This is a genomic window from Limosilactobacillus portuensis (assembly GCF_014838735.1).
In the GTDB taxonomy this organism is placed as follows: Bacteria; Bacillota; Bacilli; order Lactobacillales; family Lactobacillaceae; genus Limosilactobacillus; species Limosilactobacillus portuensis.
On the sequence record NZ_JABUXQ010000002.1, the window covers coordinates 17,237 to 33,941 of the forward strand.

Annotated in this window: 14 protein-coding genes and 1 tRNA gene; 5 read left to right on the forward strand and 10 right to left on the reverse strand. The window is 40.9% G+C overall.

Annotated elements, in window-relative coordinates; translation table 11 throughout:
• Positions 1-303: 303 nt before the first annotated feature.
• Both HUK49_RS00885 and HUK49_RS00890 read right to left on the reverse strand, forming a co-directional pair.
• A complete protein-coding gene (locus tag HUK49_RS00885) occupies positions 304-654 on the reverse strand; it encodes a DUF3368 domain-containing protein (RefSeq protein WP_191912302.1) in 351 nt (116 codons plus the stop codon).
• Between the two features lie 79 nt (positions 655-733).
• Entirely contained in the window at positions 734-1,180 is a 447-nt protein-coding gene (locus HUK49_RS00890; RefSeq protein ID WP_102168175.1) for a MerR family transcriptional regulator, read from the reverse strand.
• Positions 1,181-1,310: 130 nt separating this feature from the next.
• On the opposite strand from HUK49_RS00890, the gene HUK49_RS00895 reads away from it, so the two are divergent.
• Together HUK49_RS00895 and HUK49_RS00900 are read left to right on the forward strand one after the other, a co-directional pair.
• Positions 1,311-2,810 carry an MDR family MFS transporter gene (locus tag HUK49_RS00895; RefSeq protein WP_191912303.1) on the forward strand — a complete coding sequence of 500 codons (1,500 nt, stop codon included), beginning with the start codon at positions 1,311-1,313 and terminating at the stop codon, positions 2,808-2,810.
• Positions 2,807-3,505: a DUF4811 domain-containing protein gene (locus HUK49_RS00900; protein ID WP_191912304.1), complete on the forward strand. Its 699-nt coding sequence runs from the start codon at positions 2,807-2,809 to the stop codon at positions 3,503-3,505. The genes HUK49_RS00895 and HUK49_RS00900 overlap by 4 nt, the downstream gene beginning before the upstream one ends.
• 93 nt (positions 3,506-3,598) lie before the next feature.
• Here the strand turns inward: HUK49_RS00900 and HUK49_RS00905 are convergent, their stop codons facing one another.
• Entirely contained in the window at positions 3,599-4,465 is an 867-nt protein-coding gene (locus HUK49_RS00905) for an RluA family pseudouridine synthase (protein WP_191912305.1), read from the reverse strand.
• A 70-nt stretch (positions 4,466-4,535) separates the two neighbouring features.
• Positions 4,536-4,610 (reverse strand) — tRNA-Asp (locus HUK49_RS00910).
• Positions 4,611-4,737: 127 nt separating this feature from the next.
• Between HUK49_RS00910 and mprF the strand changes: the two genes are divergently transcribed.
• Both mprF and HUK49_RS00920 read left to right on the forward strand, forming a co-directional pair.
• On the forward strand, positions 4,738-7,323 hold the full coding sequence (gene mprF, locus HUK49_RS00915) for a bifunctional lysylphosphatidylglycerol flippase/synthetase MprF (protein WP_191912306.1): 2,586 nt from the start codon (positions 4,738-4,740) through the stop codon (positions 7,321-7,323).
• A gap of 82 nt (positions 7,324-7,405) precedes the next feature.
• Positions 7,406-8,365, forward strand: coding sequence for a 2-hydroxyacid dehydrogenase family protein (locus HUK49_RS00920; RefSeq protein ID WP_102168180.1), 960 nt, complete (start codon positions 7,406-7,408; stop codon positions 8,363-8,365).
• A 93-nt stretch (positions 8,366-8,458) separates the two neighbouring features.
• Here HUK49_RS00920 and HUK49_RS00925 read toward each other — a convergent pair whose 3' ends face one another.
• From HUK49_RS00925 to HUK49_RS00935, 3 genes are all read right to left on the reverse strand, one after another.
• Entirely contained in the window at positions 8,459-9,769 is a 1,311-nt protein-coding gene (locus HUK49_RS00925) for an NCS2 family permease (protein ID WP_206705576.1), read from the reverse strand.
• A gap of 93 nt (positions 9,770-9,862) precedes the next feature.
• A complete protein-coding gene (locus tag HUK49_RS00930; protein WP_191912307.1) occupies positions 9,863-10,435 on the reverse strand; it encodes a DJ-1 family glyoxalase III in 573 nt (190 codons plus the stop codon).
• A 63-nt stretch (positions 10,436-10,498) separates the two neighbouring features.
• The gene (locus HUK49_RS00935) at positions 10,499-11,449 is read right to left on the reverse strand and encodes an alpha/beta hydrolase fold domain-containing protein (protein WP_235980896.1); all 951 of its coding nucleotides are present in this window, start codon (positions 11,447-11,449) and stop codon (positions 10,499-10,501) included.
• A 149-nt stretch (positions 11,450-11,598) separates the two neighbouring features.
• Here HUK49_RS00935 and HUK49_RS00940 point away from each other — a divergent pair, with 149 nt between their 5' ends.
• Complete coding sequence (locus tag HUK49_RS00940; RefSeq protein WP_191912308.1) at positions 11,599-12,921, forward strand: replication-associated recombination protein A; 1,323 nt, start codon at positions 11,599-11,601, stop codon at positions 12,919-12,921.
• Between the two features lie 65 nt (positions 12,922-12,986).
• Here HUK49_RS00940 and HUK49_RS00945 read toward each other — a convergent pair whose 3' ends face one another.
• The 3 genes from HUK49_RS00945 to HUK49_RS00955 all read right to left on the reverse strand — a co-directional run bounded on the left by HUK49_RS00945 (position 12,987) and on the right by HUK49_RS00955 (position 16,624).
• Positions 12,987-14,465: an MFS transporter gene (locus HUK49_RS00945; RefSeq protein ID WP_191912309.1), complete on the reverse strand. Its 1,479-nt coding sequence runs from the start codon at positions 14,463-14,465 to the stop codon at positions 12,987-12,989.
• Between the two features lie 152 nt (positions 14,466-14,617).
• On the reverse strand, positions 14,618-15,268 hold the full coding sequence (locus HUK49_RS00950) for a uracil-DNA glycosylase (RefSeq protein ID WP_191912310.1): 651 nt from the start codon (positions 15,266-15,268) through the stop codon (positions 14,618-14,620).
• Positions 15,269-15,283: 15 nt separating this feature from the next.
• Positions 15,284-16,624, reverse strand: coding sequence for a threonine/serine exporter family protein (locus HUK49_RS00955; protein ID WP_191912365.1), 1,341 nt, complete (start codon positions 16,622-16,624; stop codon positions 15,284-15,286).
• Between the last annotated feature and the right edge of the window lie 81 nt (positions 16,625-16,705).

Genomic DNA, 16,705 nt, shown 5'->3' on the forward strand with positions numbered 1-16,705 from the left:
AGCTAAAACACGCTTGCCATGGACTTACTAGAGTTAGCGTTCTCGGCAACCGAGCCGAAATGTTGGAGTGAACCAGAAATTGATTTGTCAATTTTGTCTGTGAACCCACGCAAAGATGAGTAGGTTGTTGGCAATCAACTTGTTGATGACAAAAGCCACTCAGCTACTGCGCTTCGCCCTAACTGTAGGTTCTAGGCAGCATAGTCAAAATGTGTTCGCCCTAACTGTAGGTTCTCGAAATGTGTTCGCCAGGAGAAATTGCTAACTTTCCGCAAGCTCTTTGCTGGCTCACACTCTTTTTTCCTAATCCTCCTTTGGCAATTGTTCTTCTTCCTTTTGCCAAAGCTTTTCTAACGGAACAATAGGTTGTCCTTCCTGGTTAAACTTTACGTCGGTTAACTCGCTGAGAACTTCCTCATATGCGGGTTTACAAAGCCGTTCGCTAATTTCCGCAAGTTCTTCTGCACCATGGTAAGAATTTTCCTTCAAAACGTGGTTTATCGTTCCCATAACCTCATTTGAAGCCTTAGCCCCCATAATTTCAAGGCTCTTTAATCGGTATTGATGAATGTAAAAAGCAATAAATGCTTTCAAAGCTGCTTCCTTAGCCGCTGGGTTATCTAGTTCATCATAGCGCAATCCTACTTCTACCAATCTGATCGCTTTCCTTTCTTAATTTACCATAGAATACATAGCTATTTATTTCTACCATAACACAAACCACTAATATTCGTTAATTATTCATTTTTCGCAGGTGAAGTCCTGTTTTGCCATTTTCTATTGTGGCGTAAACTTCAATGTTTGAGTCTTCAGCAATTTTTCCTAACGTAATCTCACCCTTATCTGAGCCAGTTTGTTTAACACTCAATCTTTGACTAAAAATAAACTCTCTAAATAGGTTAATGGCTTCCCGTCGTTCCTTTTCTTTTTTCACCGCGACAGCAAGCGTATACCCCTGATCAAGAAAAAACTTAATCGTACAAACCCGATAAAGAATACCAATTGAATAGAGATGATTTTGGTTCTTTTCGCCCTGCTCAGAGTTAATGTAACCCTTTTTTTCCCAATAACGAATTTGACTTGGCGATACTCCTGTCATTTCTCCTAATTGAGACATTGTAATCCTTAGGTTACTCTGCTTAATCATTTTGCGAAATCGTTCTGATAGTAAAATATCCATCAAATTCCTCCAAGTATTTAATTCATAAGTCATTATTTTAAAATTTATTATCATTGTCAAATTATTTGATAATAGAATTAAATAGTTTTATATTATTAGGCATTGTCTAAAACGAAAAGAGGTATTTAGCTTGAATCAACAATCTATTCCAGTAGATATTAACAACAAGCCATACAACAGGAATCTAATGGTTCTCGTCCTATTAATCGGTGCTTTTTGTACTATTTTAAACCAGACTATTCTTTCAACCGCTTTTCCGGCTTTAATGGATGCTTTTAATATCAGTACATCAACGGTTCAATGGTTAACCACTGGTTTCTTGATGGTTAACGGGATCATGATCCCAATTAGTGCATATTTAAGTAGTCGTTTTAATACTAAAGGGCTATTTGTCATTGCAATGTCAATCTTTGAATTGGGAACAATCATGTCCTGGCTTGCCCCTTCCTTCGCTGTGCTTTTAAGCGGAAGATTAATTCAAGCGATTGGTGTTGGAATCAATATGCCATTATTGCAAAATATTATGCTAACAATCTACCCACCTGAAAAGCGTGGGGCTGCAATGGGAATTAACGGATTAGTTATTGGCTTGGCTCCAGCAATTGGACCAACTCTTTCCGGATGGGTCATCGATAACTTTAGCTGGCGGTGGCTATTTGGAATGATCGTTCCAATTGCAGCCGTAGTAATCATTGCCAGTCTTTTTCTGGTTAAAAACGTTATTCCAAATCAAAAGCCACACCTTGACTGGTTATCAGTTATCATCTCTACTGCTGGATTTGGTAGTATGCTTTACGGTTTCTCCAGCGTTGGTAATGATGGCTGGACTGATCCGGTTGTCTTAACAACCATTATCATCGGAATTATTTTAGTTGCTTTCCTTATTATTCGACAAAACAAATTAGATGAACCATTCTTAGAGTTCAAGGTTTTCAAGAGTAATGAATTCACCCTAGCAACCATCTTGAGTTCCATTGTAATGATGGCCATGGTTGGGGTTGAATTAGTTATCCCGCTATACCTTCAAATTATTCACGGAATGTCTGCTTTCCATTCAGGGTTAACCCTTCTCTTCGGTGCCCTTTTCATGGGGGTTATGAGTCCAATCACAGGAAATCTGTTCGATCGCCATGGTGCTAGACGGTTAGCGATCACCGGAATGTTTATTCTTTCCGTTGGCACAATTCCATTCGCCTTCATTACTCGTGATACACCAATTATCTACATTGTCTTCCTATATGCTGTTCGAATGTTTGGTATTTCAATGGTAATGATGCCAGTCACTACAGCTGGAATGAACTCTTTACCATACCACTTAATCTCACACGGAACAGCTGTAAATAACACCTTACGGCAAGTCGCTACTTCCGTGGGAACGGCAATTATGATCTCAGTTTTAACTAATGTTACTAACAACAATAAGCCTGCTCATTCCTTGCTTAAAACCGCGCCACTACAATATAAGTCACAAATGTTTGATGCAACTTTAATGGGGTATCATTCAGCATTTTGGTTTGCAATTGCCTTTGCTTTGATTGGCCTCTGCCTCACTATCTTTGTAACAAGCGGCACAGGAATCCATGTAAAAATTGATACAAATGATACTCAAAGAAAGGGGGATTCTAAATGATTATTATCTTAATGTTTGGGTCAGCACTCGCCCTGTTCGCCAGTGTAATGTTTATCAATCAACGTTCAGTAAGAATCATTAGCACCCTTATTTTTGGTATTCTCTTTGTCGGCTCGACTGCTGTAATGACGTTAAATTACAGCCAGCATTTCGGAATGAAGCAAGAAACAACGGTTACTCGACAAGCTGTATACTCTGCAGCCGCCCCTCTTCCAATTGCCGTTTACCAACCGGTTGGAACTAGTGGTCAAGAAAATATCTTAATTTATAAGACTAACCAGAAACAAAAGAAAGCCACCCATACTCAAGCAAATGAATATACGACAAGTAAAATGAAATTTACTAATCGTTCTACACCTGAATTAAAAATAACTGAAACGCGGTGGCAATTTAAGAATAGTTTCTACAGGTACCTCTTCTTATGGTCCGGAATAGACGGAACATTAGTCCGGCGAACAAATGTAATTGAATACCCACACACATTCGTTAAACTTACTGCAGCTCAAGCTCAACGCCTGCAAAAAAAGATGACTGGTGCTAATAATTCACAAATTCAAGCCCAAACAAAAAGCTTTGTAAGTGCAAAAGTCCAGGCTGCAATGGTAAAGCAACCAAACATGAGCGCTCACCAGATCCAACAACTATCACAACAGGCTGAACAAGAATTTCTCGCTCAATTGATTAGAAAAAATTAAGTTTAATATTATGATGCAAAGAAACCGTGAAAAAAGCGTATTGCTTTTTTCGCGGTTTCTTTTAGGTTATCCATCTAGCGTGATAATCTCATTTTACTTATCAGGAATTTCATTTATTTCCCGGGAAAATGTTAATTGTTTTAGGGTGAAAGGATCTTTAAATGATAGTTTAGTTGCCCAGAGTGCCTGATGCTGATACTTAGAAGTATCACCACCATAAAGGTGATCACCGATCAATGGGTGGTTAATTGAAGCTAAATGAACTCGTATCTGGTGAGTACGTCCAGTATGCAACCGAACTCGCAGTTTAGTCCAACCCGCGCCCTTCTCTTCTACCCAATATTCAGTTACCGCACGTTGACCATCTTCAGCAATGACTCGTTGAACCTGACCCTCACGACGAGCAATCGGCTTATTAATTATACCGTGCTCCTCATCAAAGGTTCCTGATACAAATGCCGTATATTCCTTTAACATTTGGTGTTGCTGAACCTGTTGACTAATCATACTAGATGCAACATGATGCTTAGCAATTAAAAGTAAGCCGCCTGTATACCGATCAAGTCGAGTAATCAAATGTGGCCGTTGGTCGACTGACTTTTTTTCAACCAAATAGCGGACTGCACGATTAAGGACAGTTCCATTGTCAACTGTAGGGCCAGGAATTGACGTTACTCCCGCGGGCTTATCAATTACTAGCCAATTGCGATCCTCATAAACAATATTAAGAGGGGCATCACTTAATTTTACCGATAAGTCACGCATCTCCGGTTGAGCAATTATAGTTAATGGCTGGTTAGGCAATATCTTTGTCGTTGGTCGAACTTTTCGGTGATCAACCAAGAATTCTCCCTGACCATTCTTTAAATCATTGAAAAGGCGGTGCCCCATTCCCAATGACTGAAGAAACTTTTTAATTTTAATCGGTTCGGTACCTTGATATTGCCAAATATTTTCCATTTTTGCCTCCAAATTATTCTTAAATAAAGAAAGACTGGGGAGTTCCCCAGTCTTTCTTTATTTATTATGACGGTCCGTACGAGACTCGAACTCGTGATCTCATCCGTGACAGGGATGCGTCCTAAACCAACTAGACCAACGGACCATTTGACAACAAATAAAAGTATACGAAACTTCCTCTCAGGTGTCAACAACTTTTTAAATTTCCTTTTACTTCTTCATCAGCCATAAATACCTTATAATATTATTAGCATTCTATTGAGGAGGATACTATGGAATCCCTATATAAACGATTGTCATCATGGTGGGTTAAATACGCGCGACCGATAAAGATTATCTTTGTAATCTCGGTCATTATCTTTGTCGTCCACGCCCTAACAAGCTTTTTCAAAACCGTTGATTGGCACAGGGTTGGCACAGGATTAAGCAATTTAACATGGTCAAGCATCCTAATTCTGCTTGTCTTTGGATGTATCGCAGTTATCCCAATGCTGGGATATGATTTTGCAATTGTTAAATTTCTTCCCGGTAAATTTAAACGATCATACATTATTCGCTGTGGCTGGATTACCAACACGCTCACAAATATTGCTGGTTTTGGTGGTGTTCTTGGCGCAACAATGCGGGCATATTTTTACCGTAAACACGCTAATAAAAAAGATATCTTATTAGCAATTTCTAAAATCGCTGTTTTCCTTTTGTCAGGTCTTTCGGTACTTTGCTGGGTTGCCTTAGCCTTTATGTTTATCTTTCATCAGGGAGGCCATTTTAACCAGTACGCACTCTGGCTTGTTGCCGGCGGTCTTTACTTCCCTGTTGTTTTTTACTTTACCCTAATTAATAATAACCGGTTGTTTAAAGACGTTACACCAAAAATTGAGGGACTCCTCGTCGGCAGTTCAACCTGTGAATGGCTCTTTGTCGCCCTTTTCTTCTTGCTAGTCGGTTGGTGTTTGGGTGTTCGTCATAACCTAGCATCAGTCTTACCCTTATATGTAGTTGCTCAACTGCTTGGGGTTATTTCCATGATTCCCGGTGCCCTTGGTTCCTTCGATGTCATGATGATGTTTGAATTATCATTAATGGGAGTTTCTAAGCCAACAATTATTATTTGGCTCCTGCTCTTCCGAATATTCTACTATATCGTGCCCCTAATTATTGCTGGAATTCTCTTCCTTCACGATTTAGCTCGGCAGGTTAATGACTTCTTTGATGGTCTGCCATTAGTTATTATTCAAAATACTGCTCACTTTCTAATCACAGCATTCATGTACATTTCTGGAATCTTGATGTTACTTGCCGCTGCGGTTCCTGACATCACAGCTGATAATAAGCTTTTTGCCCGACTTTATCCGTTTACTTTCTTTTTTATCCATCAATTATCCACAGTGCTCTTCGCCATTGCTATGCTAGCTTGTGCCCGTGGATTAGCGTCAAAAGTTCAAAAAGCTTACTGGCCGACACTTGCTTTACTGTTAATCGGAATTATCAGCACCTGGTGGAATTTAAGAACAATGAGCCTAACAATTTATCTTGCCATTGTTTTAATCCTTATCCTCCTTTCAAAACGAGAGCTCTACCGTGCAAAACTTCAGTACTCAATTAGTAAATTTGCAACCGACCTTTTAATTTTTGCCGGAAGCTGTATTCTTTACGTTATTGTGGGAGTTCTTAATGCTCCTCAATATACCCGGTCGCATAAGATTCCAAACTTCTTCCTTTTCCCAGGCGAAAAAGTTTGGTTCTCTGGCTTAATCGGTCTGTTGCTTGGCCTAATCCTTCTAGTTTTAATTTTACGTTACTTCTGTTCTGGTGCTGACCCGTTTGCTAAACAGCAAAAGTTTGCTGCAGAGCGGATTCATAAGGTGATTGACCAATTCGGTGGCAGCCGGACTAGTCACCTCGCCTTCTTAAAAGATAAGAACCTGTATTTTTACCAACAAGATGATCAGGATCAATTATATTTTATGTATCGCCGAAATTATGACCGATTGATCATTATGGGCGATCCTGTCGGTAATTCCGCTGAAATCCGGCCTGCTCTTCGGCAATTTTTAACGGAAGCTGACCTCTATAATTACCAGTTAGTCTTTTATGAAGTCTCTGGTGAATTTACGATGTTGCTTCATGAATTTGGTTTTGACTTCATAAAAACTGGTGAAACCGGCCTGGTTCGCTTGTCTGACTTTACCTTAGCGGGAAAGAGACAACGCTCACAACGGGCATTAATGCACAAATTTGATCGTGAAGGCTACCAGTTTAACGTTGTAAAGCCCCCATTTGACGACGAATTCATGCAAAAATTAAAGGCTGTTTCTGATGATTGGCTTGGAAAGCAAATAGAAAAAGGTTTTTCCTTAGGCTTCTTCTCACCAAACTATATTCAGCAAGCACCGGTCGCAACTGTTACAGATCAAGATGGCAAAATCGTTGCTTTTGCCACCTTCATGCCAACTGGGGGAAAGAAGTACCTCACCATTGATTTAATGCGGCATACCCACAATGCTCCTTCGGGAATTATGGATAAAATTTTCATTAGTATGTTCTTGTATGGTCAAGAACATGGTTACGAATACTTTGACCTAGGGATGGCCCCGCTATCAAATGTGGGTGAATCTCAATTTAGCTTTCTTGGTGAAAAGGTTGCTCACTTTATCTACGAATATGGTTACCACCTATACGGTTTTCAGGGGCTTCGGCGGTATAAGAACAAGTATGCTGATGTTTGGGAATCTCGGTATACCGCATTCCGGAAATGGAGTTCAATTATTAACTCAATGCTATCTCTTGTTAGCGTTATTAACCAACGTGCTGATAAGCAAGAAAAACGTCCCTTCTTTTCCTGGATTGCCCGTTAATTTGCCGCTAATTTAAGTTTGAACTATAATGATCGTGTAATCGTTTACACGATCATTATTTTTTATTAGGAAGGCGAATATTATGGCTACCGTTTACCTATCAGCAAAATTGCCAAAAGTGGCTACTGAAATATTAAATAAAGCTGCAATCCACTATGAGGTTTTTGACGGAAAAGGGTTAATTTCAAAAGATGAATTGATTAAGCATGTTAAAGACTGCAAAGTATTAATTACTCCGCTATCCACCCAAGTTGATCAAGAAGTGATTGACGCCGCTCCAAAACTTAAGTTAATCGCTAACTTTGGCGCCGGGTTTAATAATATTGATGTCAAATACGCCCGGACTAAGGGAATCGACGTTACTAATACGCCATTTGTTTCCTCAACGGCTACTGCCGAAGTTGCTAGTGGATTAGTTATTGCCCTCATGCGAAGGATTGTTGAAGGAGATCGTGTAATGCGCTCTGTTGGTTTTGACGGCTGGGCACCACTCTTCTTCCTTGGTCACGAATTAGCTGGCAAGACTTTAGGAATTGTTGGATTAGGAAGTATCGGGCGTGGAGTTGCACAACGCCTCCATGCATTTAACATGAAGATCATCTACACCCAACGTCACCAAGCTGATCCAGCAACGGAAGCTCAATATTCTGCTGAATACGTTACGCTTGATGAGTTATTAAAACGTTCTGACGTGGTTACTCTTCACTGTCCGCTAACACCAGAAACGCACCATTTAATTGATGCTCCTCAATTCGCAATGATGAAGGATTCAGCATTCCTGATTAATTGTGCCCGCGGTCCCGTAATTAACGAAGCAGCCCTACTCAAGGCTCTTCAGGATCATAAACTTGCTGGTGCTGCGCTTGATGTTTATGAAGCTGAGCCAAACGTTGCTGACGGTTTCAAGAACCTCGATAACGTTATCTTGACACCACACATTGGTAACGCATCATTTGAAGCTCGGGATGCAATGGCTGAAATTGTTGCCACTAATGCCGTTAATGTTTTAACTGGCGAAGCTGCCAAATATATTATTAACTAAGTAGGATCAATCAAATTCTAACTAAACAAAGCGAGAACCACTTGCTATTATTTCTGATCTGCAAGCAGTTCCCGCTTTTTAATTAAATAATTATTACTTCACGTTCAAAATTGCAATAAATACAATAAAGATAAAGAAAAGGGCATACATAATTGGATGGACTTCCTTACCTCGCTTGGCAGCAATCATGGTAAGTGGATACATAATTAATCCAAGAGCCATCCCATCTGAAATGCTGTAGGTTAACGGCATCCCGATAACAATCAGGAATGCTGGAATCGCAATTTCGAGTTTTTCCCAATGAACCCGTTTCATTGACTGAGCCATTAATACCCCGACGATAATTAGCGCTGGCGCGGTTACTTGATTAGTAACTACCGGTAATAATGGTGAGAAAAACATTCCTAAAATAAAACAAATCGCCGTTACCACTGAAGTCAAACCGGAACGACCACCAACTGCGATCCCCGCTGACGATTCAACATAGGCGCCAACTGGTGAAGTTCCCAAGATGGAACCAACTAACATTGCACTAGAGTCGGACATTAAAGCTTTCCCAACCCGCGGCATTTTATTATCCTTCATAAACCCTGCCTGTTGAGCAAGACCAACTAACGTTCCAGCAGTATCGAAAAAAGTTACTAGCAAGAAAGTCAAAACAACAACCCAGAGCTGAATGGTATTAATATGGGAGAAATATTCAACACCAACGCCAAATGTTGGCTTTAAGCTTGGAGCACCCGAAATAACGTGATGTGGCATTGGAATTAGTCCGGTAATCAATCCCGCAATTGCAGTCACCGCCATTCCAATAAAGATTGCCCCCGGAACCCTTTTAACCATTAAAATCGAGGTAACAATTAGGCCGATAATCGTTAACCAGGTAGTTGGTGTAGTAAACGAGCCAAGGCCAACAACAGTTGACTTGTTAGCGACAATCAAACCACCTTGATGAAGTCCTAAAAAAGCAATGAATAAACCAATCCCACTAGAAATCGCGAATTTCAAATCACTTGGAATTGCGTCAATAATTACTTCACGTAACTTAAAAATCGTAATGAGGATAAAAATCAATGAGGCAACAAAAACAGCAGCTAAGGCAGTCTGCCAGTTAACTCCCATCCCAATAACAACGGAATACGAGAAGAAAGCGTTAATTCCTAGAGCTGGAGCAGTAGCAATCGGGTACTTCGCATAAAGTCCCATCATTAATGTCCCGAATGCTGCTGAAAGTGCAGTTGCTGTGAATACTGCCCCTTGGTTCATCCCCGCTGCTCCTAAAACATTAGGGTTAACGAACAAAATGTATGACATTGAAATAAAAGTTGTGAAGCCAGCTAAAACTTCCGTGCGAATGTTCGTATTTAATTCATTAAGCTTAAAATAATTGCTAATTGCGTTCAAGAAAAAATCTTCCAAACAGTAATTACGAATAAAACAACAAATGGTATCTTATAATATTCGCATTCATCTGTAAAGAGGAATTTTAGATAAAATTTAGATATTTTGAGCAAGGTAAACGTATAGCATGTCCTTCTTAATTTGCTTTGTGTCACCCCCTAAGATTTCTGCAATCTTAAAGGCGTAAGCAAGAGCGGTTGCTGGGCCACGACTAGTAAGGATCTTGGCTTTCTCATCAACTACCGTAATTTCTTTGTGGAACCGGGCCGTTGGTACTTCTTTTTGAATTTCTTCATTTATTCCAGGATAGCAAGTGTAATCGTGATTATCTAACAAACCATAACGAGCAAGTGCAATTGGTGCAGCACACATTGCGGCATTCCACTTACCTTCCTGATTACGCTGAACCATTAATTGCTTTAATTGTTCGTTATCACGAAGTCGTTTCGAGCCACCCATGCCACCCGGAAAGGCAACAAGATCATACTCCAACAGCTGATCACCCATCAGCTCATCGCAAGTCAATTTAATGTTATGAGCACCAAGAACTTCCTTACCTTCAAGGCCAACCATTTTGGCATCAATACCAAGGCGACGCAATACATCAATTACTGTTAACCCTTCAATTTCTTCGCATCCTGGCGCAAATACAACTGCAACTTCTGACATAACCTAAGATCTCCTTCTCTAATTCTTTGTTTTAACTATTAACTAGTTTTGTTATTTCTGTCATCACCTGATCGGCCTCTGGCATCCGGTATATCGGAAAAATATGGGGTAAATCACGTCCAACAACAAATTTAACACTCCAGCATCACGGAGCTTCTGAACAAATAAGGCGCTATCTGGATACATAATCTCTCGGGTACCCACACAAACCAAAACATCCCGCAACTGACTAACATCGCCATTAATTGGACTTAGCCTGTAATCATCATGCTTTTCACTTGCAGCCCACAGTTTAGCCACTCGCTGTAACCCCTTAACTGATAGGGTCACGTCATGAGCCTCATACTTGGTAATTGTCGGGTTATTCAAGTCGAGATCCAACCAGGGCGAGATTAAAACTAAGTGTCCTGGTTGTGGCAGGTCGGTTGCTGCACAGTATTCGCAAAAACCAGCAGCTAAACCACCACCAGCGGAGTCACCCAGGAGTGTAATATTGCTAACCGGGACCTGATCATAAACTTGTCGATATAACTGGGTAATCTCCCGATATGCCGTTTGAAACTGGTGCTGTGGAAGATGGGAATACAAGACAACATAAACACGGGCCCCTGTTTCTTGAGCTAACCGATCAGCAAATAACCACTGCTCCTTTACAGGTGACTCAATATATGCCCCTCCTGGTAAATAGATAATTGCCTTTTGTGGACCTGGCTGTTCATTTAAGACGTAGGTTCTCGCTAAAGTATTGGGTAATTTACGCAAGCTGACGCTAAACGGAACTGCTGGCATCACAAAATCTTCTTCGCTTTCTTGTTGTGCTTCCGTAAGCATTTGGTGAAATTTTTGCTCATCAGTCATCCGTTGCTTAAAGCCGCTCACCTGGATTTGTAATTCAACAAAGGTTGCTCGTTGTGAACGGTGTTGACCACAGCATATTAATTCACGAATACTTTGGCCAAAATTGCTAGCAAGCTCAGAAGCAACCTGGTGTTGAAATTTTGGTAATTTTCTCATGAGCTGTTGGGCTCCTCTTAATAAACTAATCGAGTTTCCCCGATCTTACTATAAATAGCTACTTTCATCGTAACACGATTTTAGCACCCAACTCCATTCAATTTTATTAAGTTTTGTCTTAAAATTAATTAATAAAGGAAGTAATCTCAATGCATCAGGAATCTCTTTTCGCTCAATCAAACAATAATACTCCGCTAGCTAACCGTATTCGCCCTAAAACTCTTGAGGAATTTATGGGGCAACAACAATTAATCGGTAACGGCAAGGTTCTTCGTGACCTGATTGAACACGATCAGGTATCCTCACTTATTTTATGGGGACCGCCCGGTGTCGGTAAAACCACGTTAGCGGAAATAATTGCTCAACAAACAAAGTCCCATTTCATCACCTTCAGTGCTGTTACAAGCAGTATTCGTGATATCCGAAAAATTATGGAAGAGGCGGAGAAAAATCGTGAATTTGGCGAACGAACAATCTGCTTCATCGACGAAATTCACCGTTTTAATAAGGCTCAACAAGATGCCTTTCTTCCCTTTGTTGAACGGGGAAGCATCATTTTAATTGGGGCAACAACGGAAAATCCTTCTTTTGAAATCAACTCTGCCTTACTTAGTCGGTGCAAAGTTTTCGTTCTTAAATCATTAACAGTAACTGACATTATTGAGATTCTTAAAAGAGCAATCAACCACCCAGCTGGTTTTCCTGGAATTAAGGTTAGTTACAACGATGATGTTTTAACAATGATTGCAGAATTTGCCAATGGCGATGCTCGGGTTGCCCTCAACACTCTTGAAATGGCCGTGTTAAATGCTAATCATCATGATCATCAAGTGAATTTAACCATTGATAGCCTCAAGCAGCTGATCAATACTAAATCATTACGCTACGATCAGCATGGTGAAGAACACTACAATGTCATTTCCGCGCTCCACAAATCAATGCGCAATAGTGATGTTGACGCGGCAATCTATTGGTATTCACGAATGATTGATGGTGGTGAAGATCCGCTCTACATTGCCCGACGGTTGGTCCGGTTCGCCAGCGAGGATATTGGTCTTGCAGATACTAATGCATTAACCGTTGCTATTAATACTTTCCAAGCTTGCAAATTTCTTGGTGTTCCGGAATGTGACGTTCACCTCACAGAGTGTGTTATCTACCTATCACTGGCACCTAAATCAAACGCGGTTTATAAAGCCCGAATGACTGCCAAAAAAATAATTAAAAAGACTGGTAATTTGCCAGTTCCCCTTCAAATTCGGAATGCACCAACAAAACTAATGAAGGATCTTCATTACGGTGCTCACTATCAATATGCCCACGATACTAAGGACAAACTAACCTCAATGAAAACAATGCCACCAGAATTGGCGGAGCAACAGTTTTATAAGCCAACAAGTCAGGGTCGCGAAGGGCGCTTTAAAGCCCGAATGGAGCAAATCAAAGAGTGGCATCGAGAAAATGATAATTAATAACTAATAAAAGAGCGTGAAAACTTAGTCATAACTGGCTTCTTCTTCACGCTCTTCACTTTTCATTAACCTCTTTTTACAGATTGCTTTCGATTTCGGATCCACATCACAACAACCATTACTAATGAAATAGTAATGAGGGTTAGTGCTGTGATCACAATATTTCTATACCCATTGTATAGAATATGACGCATCTCGGGTAACAACGCTCCTGGCAAACTACTTGCTGTTTTGGCGTTAGATAACTTATTTAGCATTCCCATTGTAATTCCATGATGGTGTTTGATTCCCTGCAGCAAGGCGTTATTAAGGATCACCCCATAAATTGCAGACATGAAAGTTTGACTAAGGATCCGCATCAAATAACCCATTGATGTTGCAATTGGAACATCTCGTAATTCAGCATCAGTCTGAACATTAATCTGAAGAATATTAAAAACTAAACCAACACCGAACCCTTCAAATGCACCAAGAATCATGATCAACCAGAATGGCGATTTCTGACCGCCAAGCAAAAGGCCGAGAAATGAAATAAAAATTGTCAAAGCACCTAAGCCAACAATTTCATACTTTGACCATCGATCCTGAATAAACGGGACCAATTCGGAGCCAAGAAAATCCGTCACTGCTCCTGGAATTTGCGTCATTCCACCAAGTAATGCCGATAGCCCAAGAAGTCCCTGAGCCCACATTGGAATATAAATAACAAAGGCAATAAAGGAACCCCAGATAATCACAAAGAGCATAAAGTCAATTACTAATTCATGATTGGTAAATAATCGATTCGGCACAATCGGGTCAGCGGCTTGCTGATCAACCTTTACCATCCACCATAGTAATGCCCCGCCAATAATCATTAGGCCAAGGATAACAGGAAGCGAGGCAACTCCAATTAATTGAACCGCAATCAAGATCAGCATTAAGCTACTAACTAACAACGTCGCTCCCAAGTAATCAATTGGTTTACCGGCTGCCTGGGCATTAACATTCTTATAAAAGATTGCAATGATCGTAATCGCAATTAACGCAATCGGAACATTAACATAAAATACCCAATGCCAACTAAGTGCATCAACGATCCACCCACCAAGGAGGGGACCAATAATTGAAGCAGTCCCGAAACAAGCACTTGATAAGCCAAGCACCGTGGCCCGTTTCTTTAGGTTGGTATAGATTTCGGCAAAGACAATAAATGGAATAGTGTTCATTCCCCCAGCGCCAATTCCCATTATTGCCCGGGCAATAATAAACCAGATAATATTTGGAGCAAGTCCCTGAAAAATCGCCCCAATCGCAAAAAGAGAGGTTGCACTAATGTAAGCAATTTTATTTCCCTTATGCTCACCAAACTTACTCCACAATGGCGTTGCAACGGCCATCCCAAACAGGAAGATCGCTACTATCCATCCCATATACTGAAGAGCATGCAAGTCACTGGTAATTGCCGGTAATGCCGTATTAACAATCGTCCCGTCCATTCCCGCCATAATGTTAGATAACAATAAGGCTCCCGTAACGATTGTTCGTCGTTGTTTTAACTCCAAATTCTTGTCCCCTCCCCCAGAATAAAGATAGCGGGTTCCGCAGCATTCCGCTTCACCCGCTTGCTATCGAATATTTTCTAGTTAATAACTAGTCATGTATTATACAAAGAGTTGAAAATTAACTCAACCTCTTTTCAATTCCAAGTAAATATTTAGTTAGTCTTTTTAATAAAATTCCCTAACCTTTGCCAATCACGCAAAATAGTTGGCTCTAGTTTTCGACTATATAAAACTGCAGCCGGATGATACATCGGTACTAGTAAGGAATTAGTTGTTGCAAACTCATAGCCGCTGCCATCTTTTTTAGCGTGCTGAATCGGCTGATTCAACAATTGACCGTGAAGTTTTCCAATGTTAGCTTGTGGGCCAAGTAACCGTTGCAACGCAGTGTTGCCTAGGGGAACGATTATTTTAGGTTGAACCTGAGCAAGTTCCCAATCAAAAAGGTTAGCAAATGCTAAAACTTCCTTCTTTGTTGGCGTCCGGTTTGGCTTTTTTACTACCTTAGCACCAGTTTTCTTATCAACGACCTCTTTAATTGAGTATGGTCGTTGACGAACAACACTGGTGATATAAACATTATCACGGTCATAACCAATCGTTGCTAACATTTTCATTAGTTCTTTACCGGAGGCCCCTGAAAAAGGAATATTATGAACTTCCTCGTGGCGACCAGGAGCTTCACCAACCAGCATCAAGTCTGGCTTTAATTTCCCTTGACCAGGGGCAAAGCCAGCAAGATTTCGTCCAGCAACTCGTTGGTGAACTTGAGCTAAAAGATTTTGTGGATATTGAATGATCATTTCATCACTCCCATGTTAACCATTATGCCGCCATTTTGGATCAGTAATGATTCGAGCAGTAATTAAACCAAGCGGTAAGAAAACAACAATTAGGAGGGCCTTAGTAATCCAGAGCGCACCAACACTAATTGAGGTTAGCCCCATATTATACATTGCTTGATACATATATAATCCAGGAACCATAATTACGATCGAAGGGACGGTAATTGAAATCTGTGGATAGTGAATTTTCCGCTTAACAATTGAAGCTAATAACCCAGCAATCAATGCCCCAATAAACGCACAGGCACCGGCAGGAATATTACTATAATCTACTAATTCTAAGCGAGTCGTATTGGCGATCGCTCCAATTAATCCTGCAACTGTTGCCATCTTCGGCGTACTATTAAACATGATTGAGAATCCAAAGACACCACCAAAACTCGTCACAACCCGTAGCAGCATTAACATTAACGGTGGTAACGGTAGAGCCGCTAACGTTCCTGGTCGTAGTCGGACAGCCATTGCCACAATCCACCCCACTAATGTTGCTACCACAATGATAGTCACCGCGTAGGCAAGTCGTTCAAGACCTGATCGCATATCTAACTTAGAAATGTCTAGGCCACTAGTAATGAATGGGAAGCCGGGAATAATGAAAAGCATTGCTCCAATATATCCCGTTTCGTGACGGGGACTAATGTGAAATAACCATTGCATCCCAACAAAAGCAAACAGGTAAAAGAGACAAGCAACCGCGACTCCTACAGAAACACAGGCTAATAACGTAATATGGCGATCAATTAACTTCCGCCGAACATAGTTTCCTAAGCCCGCGCCAAGAAAGCAGCAGGCCATTTCAACAGGTCCGCCGCCAAGCAGGAAAACGAAACAGCTACAAGCTAAGGCAGCTGCTAGGCCAACTTGAATTGGCGTGTAATTTCCCCGACTATGGGCAATCTTCTCAAGGCGATTATGAATCTCACTAATTGTCATCTCACTGCCATGTTCGTGAAATTCGTCGATGAACCGTTCCATCTGGGATAGTTTACTCGTATTAATCCCAGTGCTTGGTAACGACAATGCTTGGGTATAGCTATGGTGAGCATCCATACAGGTATACTCTAGTGAAACCAGTCCAATATCAGCCGAACAGGTCATCTTTAGTTCACGGGCAACAATATTCATTGAGTCACGAACTCGCCAAGCTCCCGTTCCGTATGACAGCATCATTAAACCGATTCGTCCGGCAATTGCGGCTCGCTCCACCAGGTTAGCTTCACCTGCTGGCGTAAAATTATCATTAGTAAAGAAGTCTTGCCACGGGATTGCCATATGGTGATGTGTCGAAATATGCTCTGCGGGTTCGAATCCCATTATCCCTTCTGTATCTTCTGCGTCACTTTTTTTCATGACTGCTCTTCCTCCATCAATTCCGTTCAGTTTAAATTCACATAA

Bases quoted from the DNA above. Each gene is read 5' to 3' on its own strand.
- HUK49_RS00935 (WP_235980896.1), bottom strand. From the start codon at position 11,449: ATGAGAAAATTACCAAAATTTCAACACCAGGTTGCTTCTGAGCTTGCT.
- HUK49_RS00955 (WP_191912365.1), bottom strand. From the start codon at position 16,624: ATGGGATTCGAACCCGCAGAGCATATTTCGACACATCACCATATGGCA.
- mprF (WP_191912306.1), top strand. From the start codon at position 4,738: ATGGAATCCCTATATAAACGATTGTCATCATGGTGGGTTAAATACGCG.
- HUK49_RS00920 (WP_102168180.1), top strand. From the start codon at position 7,406: ATGGCTACCGTTTACCTATCAGCAAAATTGCCAAAAGTGGCTACTGAA.
- HUK49_RS00900 (WP_191912304.1), top strand. From the start codon at position 2,807: ATGATTATTATCTTAATGTTTGGGTCAGCACTCGCCCTGTTCGCCAGT.
- HUK49_RS00950 (WP_191912310.1), bottom strand. From the start codon at position 15,268: ATGATCATTCAATATCCACAAAATCTTTTAGCTCAAGTTCACCAACGA.
- HUK49_RS00940 (WP_191912308.1), top strand. From the start codon at position 11,599: ATGCATCAGGAATCTCTTTTCGCTCAATCAAACAATAATACTCCGCTA.
- HUK49_RS00930 (WP_191912307.1), bottom strand. From the start codon at position 10,435: ATGTCAGAAGTTGCAGTTGTATTTGCGCCAGGATGCGAAGAAATTGAA.
- HUK49_RS00890 (WP_102168175.1), bottom strand. From the start codon at position 1,180: ATGGATATTTTACTATCAGAACGATTTCGCAAAATGATTAAGCAGAGT.
- HUK49_RS00905 (WP_191912305.1), bottom strand. From the start codon at position 4,465: ATGGAAAATATTTGGCAATATCAAGGTACCGAACCGATTAAAATTAAA.